Source organism: Bacteroides sp. 11BF (assembly GCF_019633765.1).
Lineage (GTDB): Bacteria > Bacteroidota > Bacteroidia > Bacteroidales > Bacteroidaceae > Bacteroides > Bacteroides hominis.
This window is the reverse complement of the sequence record NZ_JAFKPJ010000005.1, coordinates 177,729-201,520: the sequence shown is the minus strand read 5'-3', so window position 1 is coordinate 201,520 and position 23,792 is coordinate 177,729. Positions and strand designations below refer to the sequence as shown.

19 protein-coding genes and 1 pseudogene are annotated in these 23,792 nt (G+C 41.8%); 16 read left to right on the top strand and 4 right to left on the bottom strand.

The window, feature by feature from the left end:
• Positions 1–179 precede the first annotated feature (179 nt).
• From JZY04_RS07210 to meaB, 6 genes are all read left to right on the top strand, one after another.
• Positions 180–5,960, top strand: coding sequence for an alpha-2-macroglobulin family protein (locus tag JZY04_RS07210; RefSeq protein WP_122141587.1), 5,781 nt, complete (start codon positions 180–182; stop codon positions 5,958–5,960).
• 180 nt (positions 5,961–6,140) lie between these two features.
• A complete protein-coding gene (locus JZY04_RS07205) occupies positions 6,141–6,491 on the top strand; it encodes an NVEALA domain-containing protein (RefSeq protein ID WP_044300161.1) in 351 nt (116 codons plus the stop codon).
• 19 nt (positions 6,492–6,510) lie between these two features.
• Positions 6,511–7,644: a BF3164 family lipoprotein gene (locus tag JZY04_RS07200; RefSeq protein ID WP_122141588.1), complete on the top strand. Its 1,134-nt coding sequence runs from the start codon at positions 6,511–6,513 to the stop codon at positions 7,642–7,644.
• On the top strand, positions 7,644–8,174 hold the full coding sequence (locus JZY04_RS07195) for an oxidoreductase (protein WP_044300159.1): 531 nt from the start codon (positions 7,644–7,646) through the stop codon (positions 8,172–8,174). Before JZY04_RS07200 ends, JZY04_RS07195 begins: the two co-directional genes overlap by 1 nt.
• A 132-nt stretch (positions 8,175–8,306) precedes the next feature.
• Positions 8,307–9,395 carry a DUF1573 domain-containing protein gene (locus JZY04_RS07190; RefSeq protein WP_022012231.1) on the top strand — a complete coding sequence of 363 codons (1,089 nt, stop codon included), beginning with the start codon at positions 8,307–8,309 and terminating at the stop codon, positions 9,393–9,395.
• Between the two features lie 8 nt (positions 9,396–9,403).
• Positions 9,404–10,495: a methylmalonyl Co-A mutase-associated GTPase MeaB gene (meaB, locus tag JZY04_RS07185; protein ID WP_005775499.1), complete on the top strand. Its 1,092-nt coding sequence runs from the start codon at positions 9,404–9,406 to the stop codon at positions 10,493–10,495.
• 109 nt (positions 10,496–10,604) lie between these two features.
• Here the strand turns inward: meaB and JZY04_RS07180 are convergent, their stop codons facing one another.
• Complete coding sequence (locus JZY04_RS07180; protein ID WP_005775500.1) at positions 10,605–11,513, bottom strand: DMT family transporter; 909 nt, start codon at positions 11,511–11,513, stop codon at positions 10,605–10,607.
• Between the two features lie 91 nt (positions 11,514–11,604).
• Between JZY04_RS07180 and JZY04_RS07175 the strand changes: the two genes are divergently transcribed.
• Genes JZY04_RS07175 through JZY04_RS07160 form a run of 4 tightly spaced genes read left to right on the top strand, consistent with a single transcriptional unit; the run spans position 11,605 to position 15,624 of the window.
• Positions 11,605–12,432: an AAA family ATPase gene (locus JZY04_RS07175; RefSeq protein ID WP_005810392.1), complete on the top strand. Its 828-nt coding sequence runs from the start codon at positions 11,605–11,607 to the stop codon at positions 12,430–12,432.
• A gap of 21 nt (positions 12,433–12,453) precedes the next feature.
• Positions 12,454–13,470 carry a DUF4435 domain-containing protein gene (locus tag JZY04_RS07170; RefSeq protein WP_005810390.1) on the top strand — a complete coding sequence of 339 codons (1,017 nt, stop codon included), beginning with the start codon at positions 12,454–12,456 and terminating at the stop codon, positions 13,468–13,470.
• Positions 13,442–14,689 carry a mechanosensitive ion channel family protein gene (locus tag JZY04_RS07165; RefSeq protein ID WP_005775502.1) on the top strand — a complete coding sequence of 416 codons (1,248 nt, stop codon included), beginning with the start codon at positions 13,442–13,444 and terminating at the stop codon, positions 14,687–14,689. Before JZY04_RS07170 ends, JZY04_RS07165 begins: the two co-directional genes overlap by 29 nt.
• A gap of 41 nt (positions 14,690–14,730) precedes the next feature.
• Complete coding sequence (locus tag JZY04_RS07160) at positions 14,731–15,624, top strand: AraC family transcriptional regulator (protein WP_005775503.1); 894 nt, start codon at positions 14,731–14,733, stop codon at positions 15,622–15,624.
• A 301-nt stretch (positions 15,625–15,925) separates the two neighbouring features.
• On the opposite strand, the gene JZY04_RS07155 is transcribed toward JZY04_RS07160, so the two are convergent.
• Positions 15,926–16,798, bottom strand: coding sequence for a DUF4373 domain-containing protein (locus JZY04_RS07155; protein WP_122141589.1), 873 nt, complete (start codon positions 16,796–16,798; stop codon positions 15,926–15,928).
• 141 nt (positions 16,799–16,939) lie between these two features.
• The gene (locus JZY04_RS07150; RefSeq protein ID WP_122141590.1) at positions 16,940–17,287 is read right to left on the bottom strand and encodes an SH3 beta-barrel fold-containing protein; all 348 of its coding nucleotides are present in this window, start codon (positions 17,285–17,287) and stop codon (positions 16,940–16,942) included.
• 1,046 nt (positions 17,288–18,333) lie between these two features.
• Between JZY04_RS07150 and upgY the strand changes: the two genes are divergently transcribed.
• The 3 genes from upgY (at position 18,334) to rfbA (ending at position 20,433) form a co-directional block, all read left to right on the top strand.
• Positions 18,334–18,870 carry a capsular polysaccharide transcription antiterminator UpgY gene (gene upgY, locus JZY04_RS07145; RefSeq protein WP_005818364.1) on the top strand — a complete coding sequence of 179 codons (537 nt, stop codon included), beginning with the start codon at positions 18,334–18,336 and terminating at the stop codon, positions 18,868–18,870.
• Between the two features lie 19 nt (positions 18,871–18,889).
• The gene (locus JZY04_RS07140) at positions 18,890–19,378 is read left to right on the top strand and encodes a UpxZ family transcription anti-terminator antagonist (RefSeq protein WP_032537211.1); all 489 of its coding nucleotides are present in this window, start codon (positions 18,890–18,892) and stop codon (positions 19,376–19,378) included.
• 164 nt (positions 19,379–19,542) lie between these two features.
• The gene (gene rfbA / locus JZY04_RS07135) at positions 19,543–20,433 is read left to right on the top strand and encodes a glucose-1-phosphate thymidylyltransferase RfbA (protein ID WP_122141592.1); all 891 of its coding nucleotides are present in this window, start codon (positions 19,543–19,545) and stop codon (positions 20,431–20,433) included.
• Positions 20,434–20,570: 137 nt separating this feature from the next.
• Here the strand turns inward: rfbA and JZY04_RS07130 are convergent, their stop codons facing one another.
• The gene (locus JZY04_RS07130) at positions 20,571–20,774 is read right to left on the bottom strand and encodes a hypothetical protein (RefSeq protein WP_181996237.1); all 204 of its coding nucleotides are present in this window, start codon (positions 20,772–20,774) and stop codon (positions 20,571–20,573) included.
• Here JZY04_RS07130 and JZY04_RS21245 point away from each other — a divergent pair.
• From JZY04_RS21245 to JZY04_RS07120, 3 genes and pseudogenes are all read left to right on the top strand, one after another.
• Positions 20,752–20,994: pseudogene (locus tag JZY04_RS21245) on the top strand (IS66 family transposase); the annotation flags it as partial. The gene JZY04_RS07130 and the pseudogene JZY04_RS21245 overlap by 23 nt on opposite strands.
• 134 nt (positions 20,995–21,128) lie before the next feature.
• The gene (locus JZY04_RS07125) at positions 21,129–22,466 is read left to right on the top strand and encodes a nucleotide sugar dehydrogenase (RefSeq protein WP_122141593.1); all 1,338 of its coding nucleotides are present in this window, start codon (positions 21,129–21,131) and stop codon (positions 22,464–22,466) included.
• A gap of 4 nt (positions 22,467–22,470) precedes the next feature.
• Positions 22,471–23,529, top strand: a complete 1,059-nt coding sequence (locus JZY04_RS07120) for an NAD-dependent epimerase/dehydratase family protein (RefSeq protein ID WP_122141594.1) — start codon at positions 22,471–22,473, stop codon at positions 23,527–23,529.
• Positions 23,530–23,792 lie beyond the last annotated feature (263 nt).

The window sequence follows — 23,792 nt, the reverse complement described above, 5'->3', positions numbered from 1 at the left end:
TAAAAATAGATCTGAGTAGTTACAAGTATTTGACTTTACGTTAAAAGACCTTAATTTTACTCTTGCTGGTTATGGAAATATGCCCGATCTGTTCTCTTTTTTTATAAGAAAAAGAACAGATCTTTAAACTTTATTTTGTTACTTTGTTAATTATGTATTGATACTTAAACTTTTAAGATATGAAGATTAGACTGATTTGTATTATCGTGTTACTTTCTATGGGAATGATGTCATGGACACATGCCCAATCATACGATAAGTTATGGAAGCAAGTGGAGCAGGCCCAACAGAAAAGCTTGCCCGAGACTATCGTCCGGTTGACCGGTGAAATTTATAAGAAAGCTGAAATTGAGAAGAACTCTCCTCAAATGCTGAAAGCCTATGTCTGGCAGATGAGATTCAGGGAAGAGATCACTCCGGATAGTTTCTATGTGTCGTTGAACGGATTAGAGCAGTGGGTGAAAACTACAGATAAGCCACTGGACCGTGCGGTTCTGCATTCGCTTATCGGCAGTATGTATGCCGATTATGCTTCTCAAAATCGTTGGAAACTAAACCGCCGTACAGATTTGGAGGAAGTGACTCCCTCAAATGATATTCGGGAGTGGAGTAAAAATCAGTTTGTAACGAAAGTGATGTCAGAAACAGCCGTAACGTTTCAGGATTCCCTGTTACTGCTCGATACTTCATCCCGAAGTTACATTCCTTTTGTCGAGCTGGGGGTAACAAGTGATTATTATCATCATGATATGTATCATCTTTTAGCTTCCCGTGCCATTGCTTCATTAGAGAGTTTATCCGGGTTGGGCAGTGATTCTCTGATAAATGCACGTATCGAAGGGATTTATCGACACATGATGGATTCATATCGCCGGACCGATAATCCGGACGCTCTGTTGCTTACTAACTTGGATTATCTGCAGTGGAAAAGGCGCACCGATCCCGGTTTTCGTCCTTATCATGCTCCCGAAGGTAGAATCGGGCTGACGCAAGATCCTTATCTGGCAGCATTGAATAAACTGATTGCCGAGAACCAGTCACGTGACATTTGTGCCGAGGTTTATTTACTTAAGGCCCAGGAGGCAGTGAACGCCGGCGTACCTGCTTCTGGATTGCAATTGTGTGATGAGGCCATTTCCTGCTATCCGGCTTATCACCGTATTAATGCCTTGAAAGAGCTGAAGCAGGATATCCTGAGCCCGGATTTTACAGTGCAGACCCCGTCAGCGGTTTATCCCGGTGAGGAATTCGACTTGAAAGTCAGTTTTAAGAATCTGAAGAGTTTCGCTGTTCAGTTGTATGCGATCAATTTGCCGGCTCGCCCCAATGCAGTGGAAGTACCTGATGAAACATTCTTAAAGAAACATGGGCGCTTGCTTTCGTCGGTGCATTATGTCCTTTTCCCATCTGGTGACTATAAAATGCAAGACTCTATATTTCATATGAAAGCTCCTGAAACAGGCCTCTATGCCCTCCGTATTGTTCCGGATGCTGAGGTTCGTTCTAATTCTGCGAAGTTTCTGTCTTCCACTCGCTTCAAAGTGCTGACCCGCTCTTTGCCTTCCAAGCTAAGTGAGGTAGCTGTACTCGATGATATGAGTGGGAAGCCTATAGAGGGGGTTCTACTTTCAGTCTTCGACCGACAGAACAAACAGCTTCTGACCGCTACCACTAATGCTGAGGGGAAAGCACAGTTTGCTTCATCAGGAGAGTACAGATACCTGACGGCTGCCAAAGGAGCCGATACGGCTATGCCTCAAATCTATTTATGGGGTGGGAATTATAACTTTACAGATGATACAAAGCCGGTTTCTGCCGTAACTTTGCTTACCGATCGTTCTCTTTACCGCCCGGGACAGACTGTCTATGTGAAAGGGATTGCTTATGAACAGTATCCGGATTCTGCCCATGTGCTTGCCGGGCGAGAATATACACTGACACTTACAGATGCCAATGGGCAGGAAGTGGGTACAAAGAAGTTGCGTACCAGTGATTTCGGCTCTTTTACCGCTGAATTCGTATTACCATCCGTTTGTTTGAACGGCACTTTCAGCCTGAATACCCAAAATGGTTTCCGTACCATTCAGGTTGAAGATTATAAACGTCCTACATTTGACATTACATTTGAGCCGGTGACTGAAAGTTATCGTTTAGGAGACCGTGTCGAATTGAAAGGGAATGTGAAGACTTTCAGCGGTGTGCCTTTACAGGATATTCCGGTTACTTATACCATAACCCGCTCCCTTTGTTCTTGGCGGATGTGGGGAGTGAACCCCGTCATATTGGCTTCTGACACCGTGCGTCTGGGGGCAGATGGAAATTTTGAGCTCCCTGTTGACCTAAAACCCGATACTTCAGGCTCCGACCTTGACGATGGTGATGACACTTCTTCCTATTATGACTATAAAGTACAGGTTTCGGTCACGAATGTTGCGGGCGAAACGCAGACTTCGGAAATCAGCCTGCGGGCCGGAAAGACTTCCTTGCTGCTATTTGCCGATATAAACGGACTTATCTGTAAAGACGATTCCATAAAAGCTACTTTTCAGGTAAATAATCTGGAACGTAAACCGGTTGCCGTCGAAGGCAGTTATCAATTGTTCTCTATTTCAGATTATGAGGAATCCAAAGCTGTGAAAGATCAGAAAGTTTCTGCTCAGGCAATCCTTTCAGGTTCGTTCAGATCCAATGAAGAGACGTTATTGTCCGACTGGAAAACACTACCTTCCGGTGCTTATAAACTTGTGGCTTCTGTGACAGATACCCAGGGACGTAAATCAGAAACGGAAAAGGTTGTGATCCTTTTCGCTTTGAATGATAAACGTCCACCGGTGTCCATGCCTTTATGGTATTATGAGGTAAATACCCGGTTTGATGCAGAACATCCTGCACTGTTCTACTTTGGAACTTCCGAAAAGGATGCTTATGTACTTATGGATGTATTCAGTGGTAACAAGCATCTGGAGAGCAAACTTCTTCATTTGTCCGATTCGCTTGTCCGTTTTGAGTATCCTTATCGGGAAGCTTATGGAAATGGTTTGGGCATTACTTTTGCATTTGTTCGTAAAGGAATAGTTTACGAACAGGAAGTAAGTCTGACAAAGCGTTTGCCCGATTATACTTTGAATATACGCTGGGATGTATTCCGTGACAAATTACGTCCCGGACAGGAAGAGGAATGGAAGCTGACGATTCGGAATCCACAAGGATCACCGGTTTTGGCCGAGATGTTGGCTACCATGTACGATGCTTCACTGGATAAAATCTGGAAAGCTGACCAGTCTCTGCAGCTATATTATCATCTTTCCGTTCCTGTTTCCCATTGGAGGAGGGACTATGCAGATTCGAACCATTTCTATTTTGGTTTCCGTCAGCGTAGTTTGAAAGTACCTTCGTTCAGTTACGATCATTTTGTATTACCTCCTGTCGGATATGCTGTTGCCGAGGTGTTGTCGATAACCAATGACGCCGCTCCGGTTACCCGCTATGCTCGTATGCGTGGAATGGGAGCTATGAAACAACAAATGAAAAGCGAGGTCGCAGACGATGTCCTTTTTGAATCCGAGTTGATTTCTGTTTCACAAGATGCGGGGGCTGTAAATCAGGCAGACCATCCGGCTGTGAATGGGGCTGCAGATATAGAGTTACGTACCAACTTTGCTGAAACAGCTTTTTTCTATCCGCAACTTCATACCAATGCTCAGGGTGAGGTCAGCTTCTCTTTCCGTATGCCGCAAAGCCTTACGACCTGGAATTTCCGTGGTTATGCCCACACACAGAATATGATGACGGGTCAGATAAATGCTACTGCTGTTACCAGTAAAGAGTTTATGCTTACCCCAAATCTGCCGCGGTTTGTCCGAGTGGGAGACCATACTTCCATCGCTGCTTCTGTCAGCAATCTCACAGGTAAAAGCATGTCGGGTACAGTGAAACTTGTGCTTTTCAATCCTATGACGGATCAGGTGATATCTACCCAGCAAAAGAAATTTAATGCCGGGCCCGGACAGACTGTCGGGGTGGATTTCCTGTTTACGGTTACTGATAAATATGAAGTTCTGGGATGCCGGATGATAGCCGAAGGAGGCAATTTCAGCGATGGTGAACAACACCTGCTTCCGGTTCTCAGCAATAAAGAGAATCTGACAGAGACCTTGCCTATGCCTGTCCGTGGTGAACAAACGCGTACTTTCTCTTTAGCAGACCTTTTCAATCATCATAGCAAGACTGCAACCAACCGGCGTTTAACCGTTGAGTTTACTGCCAATCCGGCTTGGTATGCCGTACAAGCATTGCCAGCGTTGTCGCAACCCAGAAATGATGATGCCATTTCATGGGCTACTTCCTGGTATGCCAACACAATGGCCTCTTACATAATGAATGCCCAACCACGTATTCGAGCTATTTTTGACAGTTGGAAACTCGGGGGAGGCACCAAAGAAACTTTCCTGAGTAATTTGGAAAAGAATCAGGAAGTGAAGAATATCCTTCTTTCCGAATCTCCCTGGGTGATGGAAGCTACCTCGGAAAGCGAACAAAAAGAACGCATTGCCACTCTATTCGATTTGAATAATATCCGTAATAATAATGCAGCAGCCTTACTGAAACTACAGGAACTCCAATTACCTGATGGTTCGTGGAGTTGGTATAAAGGAATGGACGGTAGTCTTTTTGTTACCGATTTTATTGTGGAGCAGAATGCACGTATAGCCCTGCTTACAGGAAAACCACTGGAAGGCGCAGCCTTGAATATGCAACGGTCGGCTTTCAACTATCTTCATAAAGAGGCCTTACAGGAATATCGTTCTATTCGTGAAGCCGAAAAAAACGGCAGTAAATCACAAGGAATTTCACGAAGTGCATTAAAGTATCTCTATCTGGTTGCTATTTCTGACGAAAAAGTGCCGGTATCCATGAAAGAAGCATATACCTATTTCCTTTCAAGAGTTGCTCCGTCATTGTCTCAGCAGTCTGTAACCGAAAAAGCTTGGTCGGCCATTATCTTGCAGAAAGTAGGCAAGGTGAAAGAGGCTCAGGAGTTTATGGCATCCCTTAAAGAATATCTCACTCGGACAGATGACCAGGGTATGTTTTTTGATACAGCCGACAGTCCATATACTTGGAATAACCTGAAAGTACCTGCCCATGTGGATGTAATGGAAGCTTTTGAACGAGTGGGAGAGGATGCACAGGTTGTTGAAGAAATGAAAATGTGGCTTTTAAAGCAGAAACAGACCCAGCAATGGGATTCTCCGGTAGCTACTGCAGATGCTGTTTATGCTCTGCTTTACAATGGAACTAATTTACTGGATAATCAAGGAGATGTCCGTATTGTTCTTGGCAATGAAGTGTTGGAAACGGTAAGTCCTGCCAAAACGATTGTTCCGGGATTGGGCTATGTTCGGAGGACTTTTACGGACAGAAAGACCGTAGATGCCGCTGAGATTATTGTTGAAAAACGAGATCCGGGTATTGCCTGGGGAGCAGTATATGCACAGTTCGAAGAGAGTCTTGATAAAGTAGTTCGCCAAGGGAGCGGTCTGGATGTAGATAAGAAATTATATGTGGAAACGATTGCTCATAACAATCGTCAGTTGCAACCGATTATTGGTAAGACTCAGTTAAAGGTTGGTGATAAAGTGGTAGTCCGTCTGACTGTCCGTCTTGATCGTACGATGGATTTTATACAGTTGAAAGACCAGCGTGCTGCCTGTCTCGAACCGATTGAAGTCCTGTCCGGATATCGCAATGTTGGTGATGTCGGTTGTTATGTAGCAGTAAAAGATGCTTCAACTGATTTCTTTTTCGATACCTTAAATAAAGGAACTTATGTTTTAGAGTATAGTTACCGTGTCGATCGTGCAGGAAGTTACGAAACAGGAATTGCTACTATTCAGAGTGCCTATGCACCCGAATATGCAGCCCACTCAGCTTCTGCCCGTTACGAAGTTTCTCAGTAAATAGAACTCTATATTTTTAAAATGCAGATGCTTGGATTATGTAAGTATCTGCATTTCTTTTTTTTGTTTTTAGTTTATAATATTTGAATTACATTGTAATATTTTTCATTAAAATGGTTTTTGTTACAAAGAAAACTTATCTTTGCAGAATGTGATTGTTAAACTTTTAATTTATTATTTATGAAAACAAAAATCTTATTTACTATTCTAACAGTGCTCTGTTTCTCCGCTTTAGCAGGAGTTGTGTTTCTTAAATCCGTAGATAATAAAAAGAACGCCAAAGATATTGCATTGGCGAATGTTGAATCTCTTGCCAATGCTGAAGGCGATGGTATAGGGAATGAGGATAATCCATCAGCTACGATAAAAAAGTGTGTAAGCTCCAGTGAATTTACAAAAGATGATACTACGGGAGAATATTATTTGGTGTGTAATTCAGGAACTACCGAAAGTGTTATTTACCGTTGTCCATCTGGTACTACCGAAGGCCACAAAGATTGGATATATAGTTTTCTTTATTGTACGAGATAGTTAACTAATAAATGTTAGAATGATGGTTTTAAAAAATAAATGGAAGAATAGGTTTATTTTAATCCTTTTCATGGTCGGATTTGTTTTTTTTGCTTGTAAAGAAGAGACGGATCTTTACTTTAATGGTGATATAACAGTTATCAAATCGTTTGATAACGATACTTTGTTGTCTCCGGTAAAAGTAGAGCTTGAAGATATTTATGATGGTTCAGTATTAGCGTATGACTCATTATTGTTTTTTACTTCGCATAAATATAGTGATTGCTGGATGTATGTATTTTGTGTGAATAGTGGCAAACATATCGCTTCTTTATGTCCCAAAGGGCAAGGGCCAAATGACTATTTATCTTTTAAAAACTCTCAGCAGTTTGTAAGGGAGAACGGCGAATTGAAGTTATGGGTCAGAGATAATACTAAATCAGCTAGGTTGCTGAATATTACAAAGTCTATAGAAACAGGAGTCACTGTTTGCGATACCATTATTCCCATGGATTGGAATAAATATTTTGTTTATCCTGCTACTACCCTGTTCTTTTTGAAAGATGGATATATATTAGGGCAAAATCAGTGTGAAGAACAGTATTCCAAAGGTAAAGAGTATATTCCGCGCAAATTTTATTTGTATAAAGATTCTTTAGAGAATAAAGTGAAGGAATATAAGTTGTTCAACCGACCGGTTATTTTGAAGGATGATAAATATGATGTTCTGAGTGGCATGTTTTACGCTAATCATAGTTATATACATCCGGATCAGACTAAAGTGGCCATTGCCATGCAGCGGGTTGCCCAGATAACCATATTAGATGTGAAGTCAGGAAAACAAGTCGGGTACAGGATGGATGATACGCTTGACTTCAGTGATATAGAACAAAATCTTGAGTGCATACGCTATTACTATACAAGTGCGGCTGTGAATTCACGATATATATTTGCCCTTTATATTGATCAGGCAGAAATGGGAGGTAAGTATCCTTTTAAATCAAAGACTGTCCATGTCTTCGATTGGGAAGGGCGGCCTGTATATAAGATACAGTTGGATAAGGCGGCCTCTTGGATCACTTTAAATCCTCAAAATGATATCTTGTACGCTCAGGACAAAGAAGATACGATTTGGGCTTATGACGTTTCTTGGCTTGGTAAACGAAGTCGTTGATGGGAAAGCTCGGTATTTTAAGTTTAGTTCTTTGCGTCATTGGTTTACTATCCTGTGGTAAAAAGAAAAACGTGCATACGGACTTTGAAGCTTTTATCGGGAAAGAAATTGTTTTTCCCGATAAAAGCTTCAAAGTGATTGGTAATAAGGTTTTTAAAGACCGGTTTTTATTGATATCTTATGTTGATTCCGGAAATTGTACACCTTGTGCTTTAGGTAAGATGCAGTATATGAAAACCAATAAGCGTCAGTTACTGGACGCACATACAGGAATTCTTATGGTTGTACACGAAAAAGATACTTTTGTTGTTAATGAAGTGTTCCGGCAGATGCATGTTAGTTATCCGGTCTTTTTCGATTCATTGGGATGTTTTAAGAAAGAAAATGGAATATTTGATAGCCCTTTGTATCAAGATTTCGTTATAGACCAGTCAAATAAAGTAATATGGTTGGGAAATCCTTTGCGTAATAAGCAGTCATGGCAACAATACGAGAAAATGATATCTATTATAATGGATAGTAGTAGATAGTTGTTTTAAGAGCGTATACTAAAAAGAACGTCACTATGTCCTGTGCTTAAAAATATGTAATCAGTGGCAGATTCTCGACGAAAACTCCTATTTTTGTACTTTAAACAACTAACAATAATAAAATAGGAACGAATGAAACGTAGTTTACTCTTCATATTTACTTTACTTACTATTACTTTATCGGCTGTAGCTCAACCTCGTATCTCTTCTAATAAGGAGACCCATCATTTCGGACAGATTGAATGGAAGCGTCCGGTTTCTGTAGAGTATACTATTACCAATACTGGTGATAAACCTTTGGTACTGACTAATGTTACTACCTCTTGTGCCTGTTCGGTTGCTAACTGGACGAAAACTCCGATTGCTCCCGGAGAAAAAGGAACGGTTAGTGCTACGTTTGATGCAAAAGCGTTGGGGCATTTCAATAAATCGATCGGCATTTACAGCAATGCGCAGCCTGGTTTGGTTTATCTGAACTTCGATGGAGAGGTGGTTCAGGAGATCAAGGATTTTACTAAAACCCATCCCTATGCAATCGGACAAATCCGGATTGACCGTACAGATATAGATTTTCCTGATGTACACAGCGGAGAGAAACCGGTCATTACATTGGGGGTAGTCAATCTTTCCGATCGTCCATACGAACCTGTATTGATGCATCTTCCGCCTTATCTGAAAATGGAAACTAATCCTACCGTCCTTTTGAAAGGTAAGAAAGGAACCATTACCCTGACACTTGATACCAAACAACTGATGGATTTAGGTTTGACTCAGTCTTCTGTTTATCTGGCTCGCTTTGCCGGTGATAAAGTGAGTGAGGAAAATGAAATCCCCGTGTCAGCAATACTTCTTCCTGACTTTTCAGGAATGACCGAGCAAGATAAAGCTTTAGCTCCTGCTATTCGTCTGTCCGAATCCAAGATTGATTTAAGCCGGGTTTTGGTTAAGAAAAACAAAGCCCGACATGACATTGTTATCACTAACACAGGTAAGTCTCCTTTGCAGATCAGTAAACTGCAAGTATTCAATCCTGCGGTAGGTGTTGCTTTGAAGAAAACTATACTGCAGCCGGGCGAAAGTACCCGCCTGAGAGTGACTGTCTTGAAAAAGAACCTTGGAAAGAAGAAGAGACACTTGCGAATTCTGATGATCACCAATGATCCGGTACAGCCGAAAGTGGAGATCGATGTAAAAGCTACGAGTAACGAATCACATAATTAATATCTGCCATGGAACATCCTGAAAATAACGAAGCATATAAAGGTTTGGTTGTGAATGCAGGCATTGAACAACCGTCATCTGTAAATCCCTATCTGAAGCGAAAAGTAAAAAAACGCCAGTTGTCGGTTAATGAGTTTGTGGAGGGCATTGTCAAAGGGGATGTGACGATTCTGAGCCAGGCTGTAACTTTAGTGGAAAGTGTGCGTCCCGAACATCAGGCTACCGCACAGGAGGTCATTGAAAGATGTCTGCCTTATTCCGGTAATTCGATTCGTGTAGGCATCAGTGGTGTGCCGGGAGCCGGTAAAAGTACTTCGATTGATGTCTTTGGATTACACGTTCTTGAAAAAGGAGGTAAGTTAGCTGTTTTAGCTATTGATCCGAGTAGTGAACGCAGCAAAGGAAGTATTTTGGGTGATAAAACCCGTATGGAGCAGCTTTCTGTACATCCTAAATCATTTATACGCCCCAGTCCCTCTGCCGGTTCGTTGGGAGGAGTGGCCCGTAAGACTCGTGAAACGATTATTCTATGTGAAGCTGCAGGGTTCGATAAGATCTTTGTGGAGACTGTAGGAGTGGGACAAAGTGAGACCGCAGTTCATTCAATGGTCGATTTTTTTCTGTTGATTCAGTTGGCCGGTACGGGAGATGAACTACAGGGTATCAAAAGAGGGATTATGGAGATGGCTGACGGTATTGTGATAAATAAAGCTGATGGCAATAACATTGACAAAGCCAAGTTGGCGGCTGCGCAATTCCGTAATGCTTTACATCTTTTCCCGGCTCCGGATTCCGGATGGACACCGCGTGTACTTACTTATTCGGGATTCTATAATCTTGGAGTAAAGGAAATATGGGATATGGTGTACGAGTACATCGATTTTGTGAAAGGTAATGGCTATTTTGAATATCGTCGTAACGAACAAAGCAAATACTGGATGTATGAGAGCATCAATGAACAGTTACGTGACAGCTTTTATCACAATGCCAAGATTGAATCGATGTTGCAAGAAAAGGAGCAACAGGTGCTCAAGGGAAATCTCACCTCTTTTGTTGCTGCCAAGAGCTTACTCGATACTTATTTCGAAGATCTGAAATAACGATGAAGAGGTGTCAAAATTCGTATTCACCACAGATTACACAGATAATTATTATTGGTTGTCAGTAGATTAAAATCATTTTGTGTAAATCTGTGTAATCTGTGGTGAGTTATGACACACCTTCCAAATCTGCCTTCGATTTACTTTGAGTCACAAAGTAGACTCCAAGAAATACCAATGCAATCGCAACTCCTTTTTCCCAGCCGAAGCTTCCGATTCCCATTAAGATCGCCGCTATGGAAGCAACAATGGGTTGCACATAGTTATACATACTTACTACTGTAGGGCGCATCAGTTTTTGTGCAGTCATGATGCAGATGTAAGCAATGAAGCTTCCGCATAGTACCACATAAAGTACCTGATAAATGGCAGCGGTCGAAATACTGTTCCACTCGATGCCCGCTATATCCTGATAAGAAAAAGGGATATAGCATATAGATGCATAAATAAACATCCACTTATTAATTGTGATGGCCGAATAGCGTTGGGATAATCCTTTGAATACGGTCAGGTAGATAGAGAAGCTGAGTTGGGCAATCATACAAAGTAAGTCTCCCCAGATGCTTCCTCCTCCTGCACTTGTCGCCTGACTGCTTAAAATCAAGATCAATGCTCCCATTGCTCCAATGAAAATTCCCAATACCTTTTTGTTTGTAACCGGTTCTTTCAGATAGATAGCTGCCACAATCATGGTGATGATAGGTGAAGTCGTTGTTACGATAGATGCGTCTATCGGAGAAGTGAGAGACAGGCCGAATATAAATATTCCCTGATTGAAAACAAGGGCGAACAGAGAAGCGAAGAAAATTTTCAGCATGTCACGGTGCCCTACCTGCTCTTGTTTACAGAAAGCGGAAAGTATCCAGAAAGCTGCTGCCGCCCCTACCATGCGAAAGGTGGTTACCGAAAGTGCCGAGAACTCTGTCAATGCCGATTTGCCGATAGGGGACATTAATCCCCACATCACGTTGGCCGTAAATGCCAGTGCATGTCCTTTCAGATTCTTATCAATCTCCATACCGAATGTTACCTTTATTGAAAACTGATGCAAAAGTAACTAATTTATCGTTTGAATTTTCTATATTTGTTTAATTTAAATGCAACCATTTATGGAACTATCAGCCAATTATATCAAACGAATTGAAATAAACGGATTATGGGACCGGTTCAACATAGTCTGGGACCTTCGTCCGGATGTCAATATACTATCCGGTATCAATGGAGTAGGAAAAACTACTATCCTGAATCGATCGGTCGGTTATCTTGAACAGTTATCAGGCGAAGTAAAGAGCGATGAAAAAAACGGGGTACGTGTCTTTTTTGATAATCCGGAAGCTACTTACATTCCGTATGACGTGATCCGCAGTTACGATCGTCCGCTTATTATGGGAGACTTCACAGCCCGTATGGCAGATAAGAATGTGAAATCCGAGCTCGACTGGCAACTTTACCTGTTACAGCGCCGCTACCTTGACTACCAGGTCAATATCGGCAATAAGATGATCGATCTGCTGAGTAGTAATAACGAAGAAGAGCGCGGCAAAGCAGCTACTCTTTCAGTAGCCAAGCGCCGTTTTCAAGACATGGTCGATGAACTGTTCAGCTATACCCGTAAAAAAATAGACCGTAAACGCAATGATATTGCTTTTTATCAGGATGGTGAACTTCTGTTTCCTTATAAGCTTTCTTCCGGTGAGAAACAGATGTTGGTGATCCTGCTTACCGTACTTGTACAGGACAATGCCCATTGCGTTTTGTTTATGGACGAACCCGAAGCTTCATTGCACATCGAATGGCAGCAAAGATTGATTGCGATGATCCGTGAACTGAATCCGAATGTACAGATTATACTTACCACTCATTCGCCTGCAGTCATCATGGAGGGATGGCTCGATGCAGTAACCGAAGTCAGTGATATTGCAACCAGTTATAAATAGCATTTAACCAAAACACGACCTATGGCAATTAGTCTTAAAGATAATCTGACCTCTTCCTACTTCAGTGCAGCCCATAAGCTGTACTCTAAAAAGGCACGCCGCCGAATCGTTGCTTATGTTGAGAGTTATGATGATGTAGCTTTCTGGCGTACCCTGCTTGAAGAGTTTGAGGACGAAGAACATTATTTTCAAGTGATGCTTCCTTCCGCAACATCGTTGGCCAAAGGCAAGAAGATGGTGTTGATGAATACTCTCAATACCGCTGAGCTCGGGAAAAGCCTGATTGCTTGCGTAGATAGTGACTATGACTTTCTGTTGCAGGGAGCTACCTCCACCTCGCGTAAGATTAACCGTAACAAATATATTTTTCAAACCTATGCCTATGCCATTGAGAACTATCATTGTTACGCCGACAGCTTGCATGAGGTTTGTGTACAGGCAACTTTGAATGACCGTCACCTCATTGATTTCAACGAGTTTATGAAGCGATACTCCCGGATCGTTTATCCGCTTTTCCTATGGTCTGTCTGGTTTTATCGCCGCCATGATACTTATACGTTTTCCATGAGTGAGTTTAATGGCTGTGTTCGCTTGCACGATGTTAGCCTGAGACATCCGGAACGTTCTCTGGAAGTGGTGAGACGTTCGGTTACAGCTAAGTTGTCCGAATTGTCTACACGCTTTCCGCAGGGGCTCGAAGAGATTGACAGATTATCGGCCGAACTTGAAAGGCTCGGAGTACTTCCTGATACTACTTATTTGTTTGTTCAAGGGCATCATATTATGGATAATGTAGTGATGAAAGTGCTGACTCCCGTCTGTACGGCTTTAAGGCGCGAGCGTGAACAGGAAATCAAGAAGTTGGCAGAACACAATGAACAATTTCATAACGAACTGACTTGTTATCAGAACAGTCAGGTGAATGTGGAAGTAATGCTCCGCAAAAACAGTGCATACAAAGATTTATACCTCTATCAATGGTTGAAAGAAGATATTAAAGAGTTTTTATATGGAACAAATAACCGAAAAGATAAATAACCTATTCGTTTCCTGGGGATTTAACAGCAATGAAGTAGGTCCTATTATAACACTGATACTGATTATCGGTGTTGCCTTTCTGGCTGACCTTATTTGCCGTCATATCCTTTTGAAAGTGGTTGCTAAATTAGTGAAAAAGACCAAGGCAACCTGGGATGATATTGTATTCGACCGTAAAGTACTGATTTATCTCAGTCATCTTGTCCCCCCCATTATTATTTATGTGTTGATTCCTTTGGCAATTCCAAATGTAAGTGCCCTCGATTTTATTCGTCGTATCTGCATGATTTATATCATTGCGGTTTTTCTACGTTTTATCAGCGCATTTCTATCGGCTGTTTATCATGTATACAGTGAGCGAGAGCAGTTTCGTGATCGACCATTGAAAGGTTTGTTGCAAACAGCGCAAGTGATACTATTTTTCATTGGAGGAATTGTTGTTATCAGTGTATTGATAGATAAATCTCCGATGGTGCTACTCACCGGGCTTGGTGCTTCGGCTGCCATCCTGATGTTGGTGTTTAAAGACAGTATCATGGGATTTGTGTCCGGCATCCAACTTTCTGCAAATAATATGTTGAAAGTAGGTGACTGGATTGCTATGCCCAAATACGGAGCCGACGGTACGGTGATTGAAGTGACGCTCAATACAGTGAAGGTGCGCAATTGGGACAATACCATCACTACCATTCCTCCCTATCTGCTGGTCAGTGATTCTTTTCAGAATTGGCGGGGTATGCAGGAGTCCGGTGGGCGGCGTGTGAAGCGTTCTATCAATATCGATATGAACAGTGTCAGATTCTGTACCCCCGAAATGCTGGCTAAATATAAGAAAATCCAATTGTTGACCGATTATGTGGAGCAGACCGAGAAGGTGGTGAAAGAGTATAATAAAGAACATCACATAGACAACTCTATTTTGGTCAATGGGCGACGCCAGACCAATCTTGGCGTGTTTCGCGCCTATTTGACGAACTACCTGAGAAGTCTTCCCGACGTGAATAAAAATCTCACTTGCATGGTACGCTATCTTCAGCCCACCGAACAAGGTATTCCGGTCGAACTTTACTTTTTTTCTGCTGTGAAAGAGTGGGTACCTTACGAAGGAATCCAGGCCGATGTATTCGATCATCTGCTTGCCATTATTCCGGAATTCGGATTACGTGTATTCCAGAATCCTACGGGAGAAGATTTTAGGGAGTGGAGTAGAAGAAATTAAAAAAGTGTATTATATTTGTAGCTAATAATACTATATTAGCTATGAATGCACTACAAAGCAACATTATCCGGGAGATCACTCCGTTGTCTGACAAGGATTGTTTTTATATTGCCGAACGGTATAAAACGGAGTTTACCTATCCCATTCACAACCATGCCGAGTTTGAGCTGAACTTTACGGAGAAAGCCGCCGGAGTACGTCGCATTGTCGGCGATTCGGCAGAAGTGATCAGTGATTATGATTTGGTTCTGATTACTGGAAAAGACCTGGAACATGTATGGGAGCAGCACGATTGCCATTCAAAAGAGATCCGTGAAATAACGATCCAGTTTTCCTCCGATCTCTTTTTTAAAAGCTTTATCAATAAGAATCAGTTCGATTCCATTCGTGATATGCTTGAGAAAGCTCAGAAAGGTCTTTGTTTTCCGATGTCGGCCATCCTTAAAATCTATCCTCTGCTCGATACCCTGGCATCCGAGAAACAGGGGTTTTATGCTGTTATCAAATTCCTGACTATCCTTTACGAACTGTCACTTTTCAACGAAGAAGCTCGTACGTTGTCAAGTTCTTCTTTTGCTAAAATCGGCATTCATTCGGATAGTCGTCGCGTACAGAAGGTGCAGGAATATATTAATGCCCATTATCAGGAAGAGATCCGCCTGAATCAGCTGGCCGATATGGTAGGAATGACTCCGGTATCTTTCAGTCGCTTCTTTAAATTGCGTACCGGTAAGAATCTTTCGGACTATATCATTGATATTCGTTTGGGGTTTGCTGCCCGCCTGCTGGTTGATTCTACTATGTCTATTGCTGAAATCTGTTATGAATGCGGGTTTAATAATCTTTCTAATTTCAATCGGATTTTCAAGAAGAAGAAAGAATGTTCACCCAAAGAGTTTCGTGAAAACTACAGGAAGAAAAAGAAACTGGTATAATTTTATGTGAGAATACTTACCCTCAATTAACATTGTTAACGCCATTTCTCCGTTATTTTATTCTTGTGTGCAAATAACAAGCCTTTTGCATTTAAAACACTTGCTATTTGCATTTAAAGAACAAACTTTAACGTTGCGTTAAAACAAAGCTTTGGGCGAGAGAAATCTTGTGCTTTAAAAACACTGTGTTTTAGTTTGTTAAGCACACTCTTTACTTCTTTGTTTCACTGAATCCCTTTTGGGATAAAAGCCTGTATACTTGTTTTTTTGTCAACTACAAATCGGGGACTGACACTCCCTGCTATCTTCTTTTCGCCTTGTTTAGCGCCGCTATCAGATATCTTCCTTTGGCCCCTATATCGCTCCAGCAAGTGTTTGCAATCAGTTTCCATACCGTCGTTCCCTTTCTCCCATAGTCCGACAGCTTGAGTATGGAGTTTACTTCCCCGGTGTCGGTAACGCTCAATCTCTTTAGCGTGTCTATCAGTCCCGAGTAATTGTGCGTCATTGTATTGAAGGCGTATCCCGGTATCGGAAGAGAAGCAGAATCCTCCTTCCATTCTTCCTCCTTCCCCTTGGGGGGAGCTGAGGGGGGTAATTCTTTATTTTCCTCTCCTTTACTTTCCTTTACTTTACTTTGTCTGGAATCGCATGCATTTTTTGCGTCAACGGCTACATGATGTACTACGTTTTTCGGGTTAACAGGTGTTTTTTCCTCTTTGAACAGCTCCGGTTGCTGAGTTTCCTGTGGTGTAGAAGGAGCATCGGGTTTTCCGTTTTCCTTTTCCGGTTTTACTATCAGATAGGGGAGCTCCGACAGTTCTCTTTTCCTTCGCTTCGTAGCTTCCAGCCATACCTTTTGTATGCTTTCCGAAGTCAGTATTCCGTCTTCCCGATAACTGTTTTCGTCCAGTATCCCTTTGATGAACAGAATCTTGATGATTCCCTTCACCTCTTCTGTTTGCACTTCCCTCCCTGCTTTGTTTGCGAAAATCAGGCACTGTTCTTCATCCCACCGTATGTAGTATCCCTCCTTGTAAATCTTGCACATCAGTTTCAGCACAATTGCCGGGCCCTTTATTCCGTATTTTGCTTCTATCACTTCCATTGCGTTCTCTTCCATGAAGTTTACGCCTATCGGGAAATAGTTGATCCCGTCGTATGTTGTCGCCATATTGTTTTTTAGATTAGTTGTTTGTACTTTCAATAAGATATTTACCACAAATTACACCGGATTCCCAAAGACGTTTTCTCCTGATTCCTCAAAATAGAAATAATTCATTTGTGAAAATCTGTGTAATCTGTGGTGCCTCCCCTATACGATCGGTCTCCATTCCATGAAATTCTCCATTTGAAACGTCGTCCACCGCTGTTCGTCCACATTCCAGTACACAACCGCCCCCTCTACTTCTGTGGGATCATATTCCCTATGGAACTCCGCTTCGTAATAAATCAGTGTTGCTTTCGCCAGTTGGAAACTCCCGTTCTGTTTTCGGTAAGCCACTGCCGCATGTCCATATTGCATGTGATCCAATAACGCTTCCAGGCGTTCCGCCATCCATTCTGCGCACGACTCGGTGTATCCTTTTTCGAAGACGATACGTCTTTTCCATTTTAGTCTCATGGCTTCACTTTGTGATGCCGGCCTTTTTTTTCGTTTCATACATATACGATTTTAAAGTTTATAAATTGTTTACGGCTCGAAGGTAGAGTGTTTGCCGATTAAGTTGGAGTATAATAATTCATGGTATGTTTTCTTGTCTATTTTATGCCAATGGATTTATCTTGTAGCGTTTCGTTCCAGATGGTGTTTATTTCCTTTAGAATGGTGCTGAGCTTCAATGGAATGAATATTCCGTTTCGAATATTCCCTAATAGTTTTTTGTCATTTATATATCGGGCTAACGCAATTTGTGATGTCTCTTTTTTTATACCCATTGCTCCATTTTGATAGAGTGTGATTAGTAGCTTTAAGCATTCGTAGTGTTTCAAAACAATCCCTTGTATAGGTTTCTCCTTTTTTCGTCCCCTGTTTGACTTAAGTCTTTTATTGTCAGAAGTTTGCTTGTTGTCTGTTTTGTTTTTTTTGAGTTTCTTTTTTTTCTTCTTGTTGTTTGTTTTCGTAGTTCATACTCTTTTTAATTTTAGTGATTTTTATTTGTGTAAAATATGGCAAAGGTATGGACGAAAAATTTAGTAAACTTGCAAATACAGGATAAATTGTGGAATTTGATTTCTTTTTGTCGGTAAATTGATGATTTATAATGCGATAGTTTGGCAGAGGAGGGATGTTTCAAAAAACGTTCGTTTATTTGAACGCAAAGATAAGGGCTATTTTCATAATAGCAAAATGTTTAATAAAAAAAATGATTTACACTCTTGACTTTCTGCTTTAATGTATTAATTGCCAAACAGATACTTCTGAATAAAAATCTTTTTTTTATCTGTCTGATTTTATTTCTCGATAATGAATAAATGAATACAAAAACAGTGTTCAATCAGACGAACGTTTAAAAACACGTTTTTTTAGTGTAATTCGTTCGTTTATAGTTTCTTACCAGATAGGTAATGAGTAACTGCAAGAAACCGTGGCAAGAGAGTACAAAGCTTGCCGTATATTACATAAAGTACTCGCAAGTGATTGAATTTCAAGTGTGTGCAAGAAGTTCAAAGCCCCGGGAGAATGTCCTTTTCTGAAATAATCGAATAATGGAAGTGGAGAAAGAGACCGAAATATGGTTCGCTATGCGTGCCACCTACCGTCGTGAGACTGACGCTATGCGGTTGCTTGCGAAAGAGAACTTGGGCTGTTTTGTTCCCATGCAATACAAGATAAGTATAAAGAAAGGGAAAAAAGTCCGTGTTTTGGTTCCTATCATTCACAACCTGATTTTTATTCATGCTTGTCCTTCCGAAGTGAAGCGTGTCAAGTCTATGGTTGCTTATTTGCAATATATCACCGATACCCGTAGCGGCAAGAAGATAATTATCCCCGACAATGAAATGCAGCGCTTCATCGCTGTAGCCGGCACTTACAATGACCACCTCCTATATTTTCAACCCGATGAACTCAACTTGTCCAAAGGAACCAAAGTCCGTATCACGGGTGGTGACTTCGAGGGCCAGGAAGGTGTTTTCCTGAAAGTGAAAGGCGCCCGGGATCGTCGCGTGGTCATTGCTATACAAGGTGTCATAGCAGTTGCCATGGCCACCATTCATCCTGATCTTATAGAAGTAATCAAATAATTCATAATTCAAATTTATTATGACTCTTTCCGAAGAAGTAGCTTCCCTTCAGCGTGCCGCGCACGACCTGATGTATTTGGGCATGGACGGGAGTCCCATTTACAGCGATGACTTGTCCCGCCGTAACAATGAAGTTTACCGCTTGACCACAACATTGTATAATTCCGGTATCAAAGGTTCTACGGTTGAAGAGCAGGCCTCTGTCTGTCTCGCTCTCCTGATGGGCTACAACGCATCGTTCATCGACCACGGAGAAAAGCGCGAACATATCCAGGAAATATTGGATCGTTGCTGGGATATCCTCGATACTCTTCCCGCTTCGCTATTGAAGCTCCGCCTGCTTACCGCCTGCTATGGTGAGGTATTCGACGAGCCTTTGGCTGACGAAGCCCGTGCAATTATCGCTTCTTGGGATTCGGTGTCACTTACTACTGAACAGCAAGAGGCTATCAACGAGTTTCAGACTGTGGTGGATAATCCTTATCCGTGGGAGTATGTTGAAGAATAAATTGGGATGAACGAAAGATAGTGATTTCTGAGTAAGATACTTATCTGTAAGCACTCAATTTAGGGCTCAAAAATGATATATATCTTTGCTGCCAATCAACAACCAACTGTTATGGCTGTATGCCAATAGTTAAAAATCAATCGAATTCCCTTTAAGTTTTAATTATGAAAGGTATTGTTTTGGCCGGTGGTTCTGGCACTCGCTTATATCCGATAACCAAGGGAGTCAGTAAGCAGTTGCTTCCGATATTTGATAAGCCGATGATCTATTATCCTATCTCTGTACTCATGTTGGCAGGGATTCGTGAGATCTTGATTATCTCCACTCCTTATGATTTACCCAGCTTTCAACGTTTGCTGGGTGACGGTTCTGATTATGGAGTGCGATTTGAATATGCGGGACAACCTTCTCCTGATGGTTTAGCACAAGCTTTTATTATTGGAGAGAAGTTTATTGGTGATGATTCAGTATGTTTAGTTTTGGGTGATAATATTTTTCATGGCAATGGCTTTTCGGTTATGTTAAAAGAGGCAGTCCGTGTTGCTGATGAAAAGCAAGAGGCAACAGTGTTTGGTTATTGGGTGAATGATCCGGAGCGTTATGGGGTTGCGGAGTTTGATAAAAGAGGTAATTGTCTTTCCATTGAAGAAAAGCCTAAAGTGCCTAAAAGCAATTATGCCGTTGTTGGACTTTATTTTTATCCTAATAAGGTTGTGGAAGTTGCTAAGAACATAAAACCTTCTGCTCGCGGTGAGTTAGAAATCACAACTGTGAATCAGTATTTCCTGAAAAAAAAACAATTGAAAGTACAGACTTTGGGGCGTGGCTTTGCTTGGTTGGACACAGGTACTCACGACTCTCTAAGTGAAGCAAGTACCTTTATCGAAGTGATTGAGAAACGTCAAGGGTTGAAAATAGCCTGTTTGGAGGGTATTGCTCTTCGCCAGAGTTGGATTAATTCTGATAAGATGAAGAAATTGGCTCAGCCTATGTTGAAAAACCAATATGGGCAGTACCTTTTAAAAGTAATTGATGAATTAGCTGCAGACCAATAATGAATATAATAGAAACTGCCATAAAAGGGTATTGTGATTATTGAACCTCGCTTTTATTGATTCTTAACTCGTTTTGAGTGTCAAGTAACTACTCATCTATACGAATACGTAAGTAAGGGTACGATTTATCGATTGGCCTATCGGACCAATGCTAAAACGGCATACCAACGTGAATATTGATTCTTTTTTGCCGTATAGGTGACTGAATGTATCGCCATAAAGTCCTTGGCGTCTTTGTCGCTACGGAAGCCACCGCTTCTTTTTTGTTTTACCTTTAAGATTCTGATTCCACCTTCCACCAGATTATTAAAAAGTTTGGATAACGAAGTTGAGCGAACCATTCGAAAGCTGACTACTCAACGAAACAGTTCGCTTCATTACGATAGTGACGCAGGAGCTGAAATGGCTGCAACTTATCACAGTGTGATTGGAATAGTGAAGCTTCATGGTATTTCTATTTGGAATTTCATCGAATTTATTTTCAAAAATATCTTCAACGGGTGCAGGGATTATGTTCACATGGTCCTTGACAAAATCGCTTTGGCTACATGCAAATGTTAAATTTAAAACCAATTAATTAACAAAACTCTGTTTAGGGCACACTTGTGTGCCCTTTCAAAGGGGTATGCCCTAAATTGAATGCTTACGGTTGTTGTAACAACAACTAATTAATTGTGAAAAAAAATCAATATGATATGCAAGAATACAAAGATTTGAAAATCGCCGTTGCCGGTACAGGCTATGTCGGTCTCAGCATGGCAGTACTATTGTCACAACATCATAATGTGGTGGCTGTGGATGTGATACCCGAAAAGGTAGAGAAGATAAACCGTCGTGTGTCACCGATACAGGATGAGTATATCGAAAAATACTTTGCGGAAAAGGATTTGAAATTGGCCGCAACCCTTGACGGGAAAGCAGCCTATAAGAATGCGGACTTTGTTATCATAGCTGCCCCCACTAATTACGATCCTGTCAAGAATTTCTTCGATACTCATCATATTGAGGATGTAATAGACTTGGTGTTGGAGGTGAACCCTGATGCCGTTATGGTTATCAAGAGCACTATTCCTGTTGGTTATACACGGTCGCTTTATAAGAAATATGCCCAACTGTTTCAGCTGAAACCAGAATTGAAAGGTAAGCATTTCAACCTGCTCTTCTCGCCTGAGTTCCTTCGCGAAAGCAAGGCACTCTACGACAACCTCTATCCCAGTCGTATCATCGTAGGCTATCCAAAGATCATTGATGGAAAAGAGTTCGATGAGGAGAATATAGCCATTAAATCTATCGGCAATTCCGATGCAGAGGAATATGCGAAGATATTTGCAAAACTTTTGCAAGAGGGAGCGATAAAGGAAGAAATTGATACCTTGTTCATGGGTATGAAGGAGGCAGAAGCTGTGAAGCTATTTGCCAACACCTACCTTGCCCTGCGTGTCAGCTACTTCAACGAATTGGACACTTACGCTGAAATGAAGGGCTTGGATTCACAAGCCATTATCAGCGGTGTGGGGCTTGATCCACGTATTGGTACGCACTACAATAATCCCAGCTTCGGCTATGGCGGCTACTGCCTACCGAAAGACACAAAGCAGTTGTTGGCCAACTATGCAGATGTTCCCCAAAACATGATGTCTGCCATTGTGGAATCAAATAGAACCCGCAAAGACTTCATTGCCAACCAAGTGCTGAACAAGGCCGGCTATTACCATGAGAGTGCGAATTGGGAAGCTGAAAAGGAGAAGGTGGTGATTATTGGCGTGTATCGCTTGACGATGAAGTCCAACTCCGATAATTTCCGTCAGTCGGCCATTCAGGGCATCATGAAGCGCATCAAAGCCAAAGGGGCCACGACCATTATCTACGAGCCCACCCTGGTGGACGGGGAATCTTTCTTCGGTAGTAAGGTAGTCAACGACCTCGATGCCTTCAAGCGGCAGTCGCAAGCCATCATTGCCAACCGCTACGATGCGTGCTTGGACGACGTGAGGGAGAAAGTATATACGCGTGACATTTTTAAAAGGGATTAGTTTCATGTTGGAATACAATATAGATTTGAAAGGCAAGACTATTCTTGTCACAGGTGCCGCAGGTTTCATCGGCAGCAATCTGGTGAAACGGTTACTAACAGACTTTGACAATATCAAAGTTATCGGCATCGACTCTATTACTGATTACTACGATGTCAATCTCAAATACGAACGTCTGACGGAAATAGACAGTCTGTCTAAGGATTGGACGTTCCTCAAAGGCAGCATCGCCGACAAAGCACTCATTGAGAATGTTTTCACCGAAAACAAGATAGATGTGGTAGTCAACCTCGCCGCACAGGCAGGTGTACGTTACAGCATTACTAACCCCGACAGCTATATCGAGAGCAACCTCATCGGTTTCTACAACATATTGGAAGCCTGCCGTCACCATGAGGTAGCGCATTTGGTCTATGCCAGCAGTTCCTCTGTCTATGGTAGCAACAAGAAGATACCCTATTCCACCGATGATAAGGTGGACAATCCTGTCAGCCTCTATGCTGCCACCAAGAAAAGCAACGAACTGATGGCGCACGCTTACAGCAAATTATATAATATCCCATCTACAGGTCTTCGTTTTTTCACTGTCTATGGTCCTGCCGGTCGTCCAGACATGGCATACTTCGGTTTCACGAACAAACTCGTGAAAGGCGAGACCATTAAAATATTCAACTACGGCAACTGCAAGCGTGACTTCACTTACGTTGATGACATAGTAGAAGGAGTAGTCAGAGTGATGCGACACGCTCCCGAAAGAAGAACAGGTGAGGACGGTCTGCCCGTTCCTCCCTATACCATATATAATATAGGCAATAACCAACCCGAGAACCTGTTGGATTTTGTCACCATCCTGCAAGAAGAACTCGTTCGCGCTGGTGTGCTTCCAGCTGAATACGACTTTGAGGTACACAAGGAACTCGTCCCCATGCAGCCCGGTGATGTTCCTGTCACTTATGCAGACACAACACCCTTGGTGCAAGATTTCGACTTCAAACCATCGACCCCTTTGCGTGAAGGACTGTGTAAGTTTGCGGAGTGGTACAATGGGTATTATAACAAATGAATGTTAAGTTAAAATGTTTTTATTTCTTTAGTTCTTGACGGTTTGTTTCATAATAGTTTAGAGAAATTTTGAGGAGAAATGGACGCTTAGTGTGTCACGAGAATTATAATATAAATCTATATATGGATATAATTTGTAACTTTAAAAGAGATAAAGGTAGGGCTTCCGCATTCGGTGTGCAGGCATTGATTGCAAACCACTTTGTGCTGCCTTTCAAGACTCATCAAAACCAAGATGTTAAGCAAATTTTGGGATAAGGATTG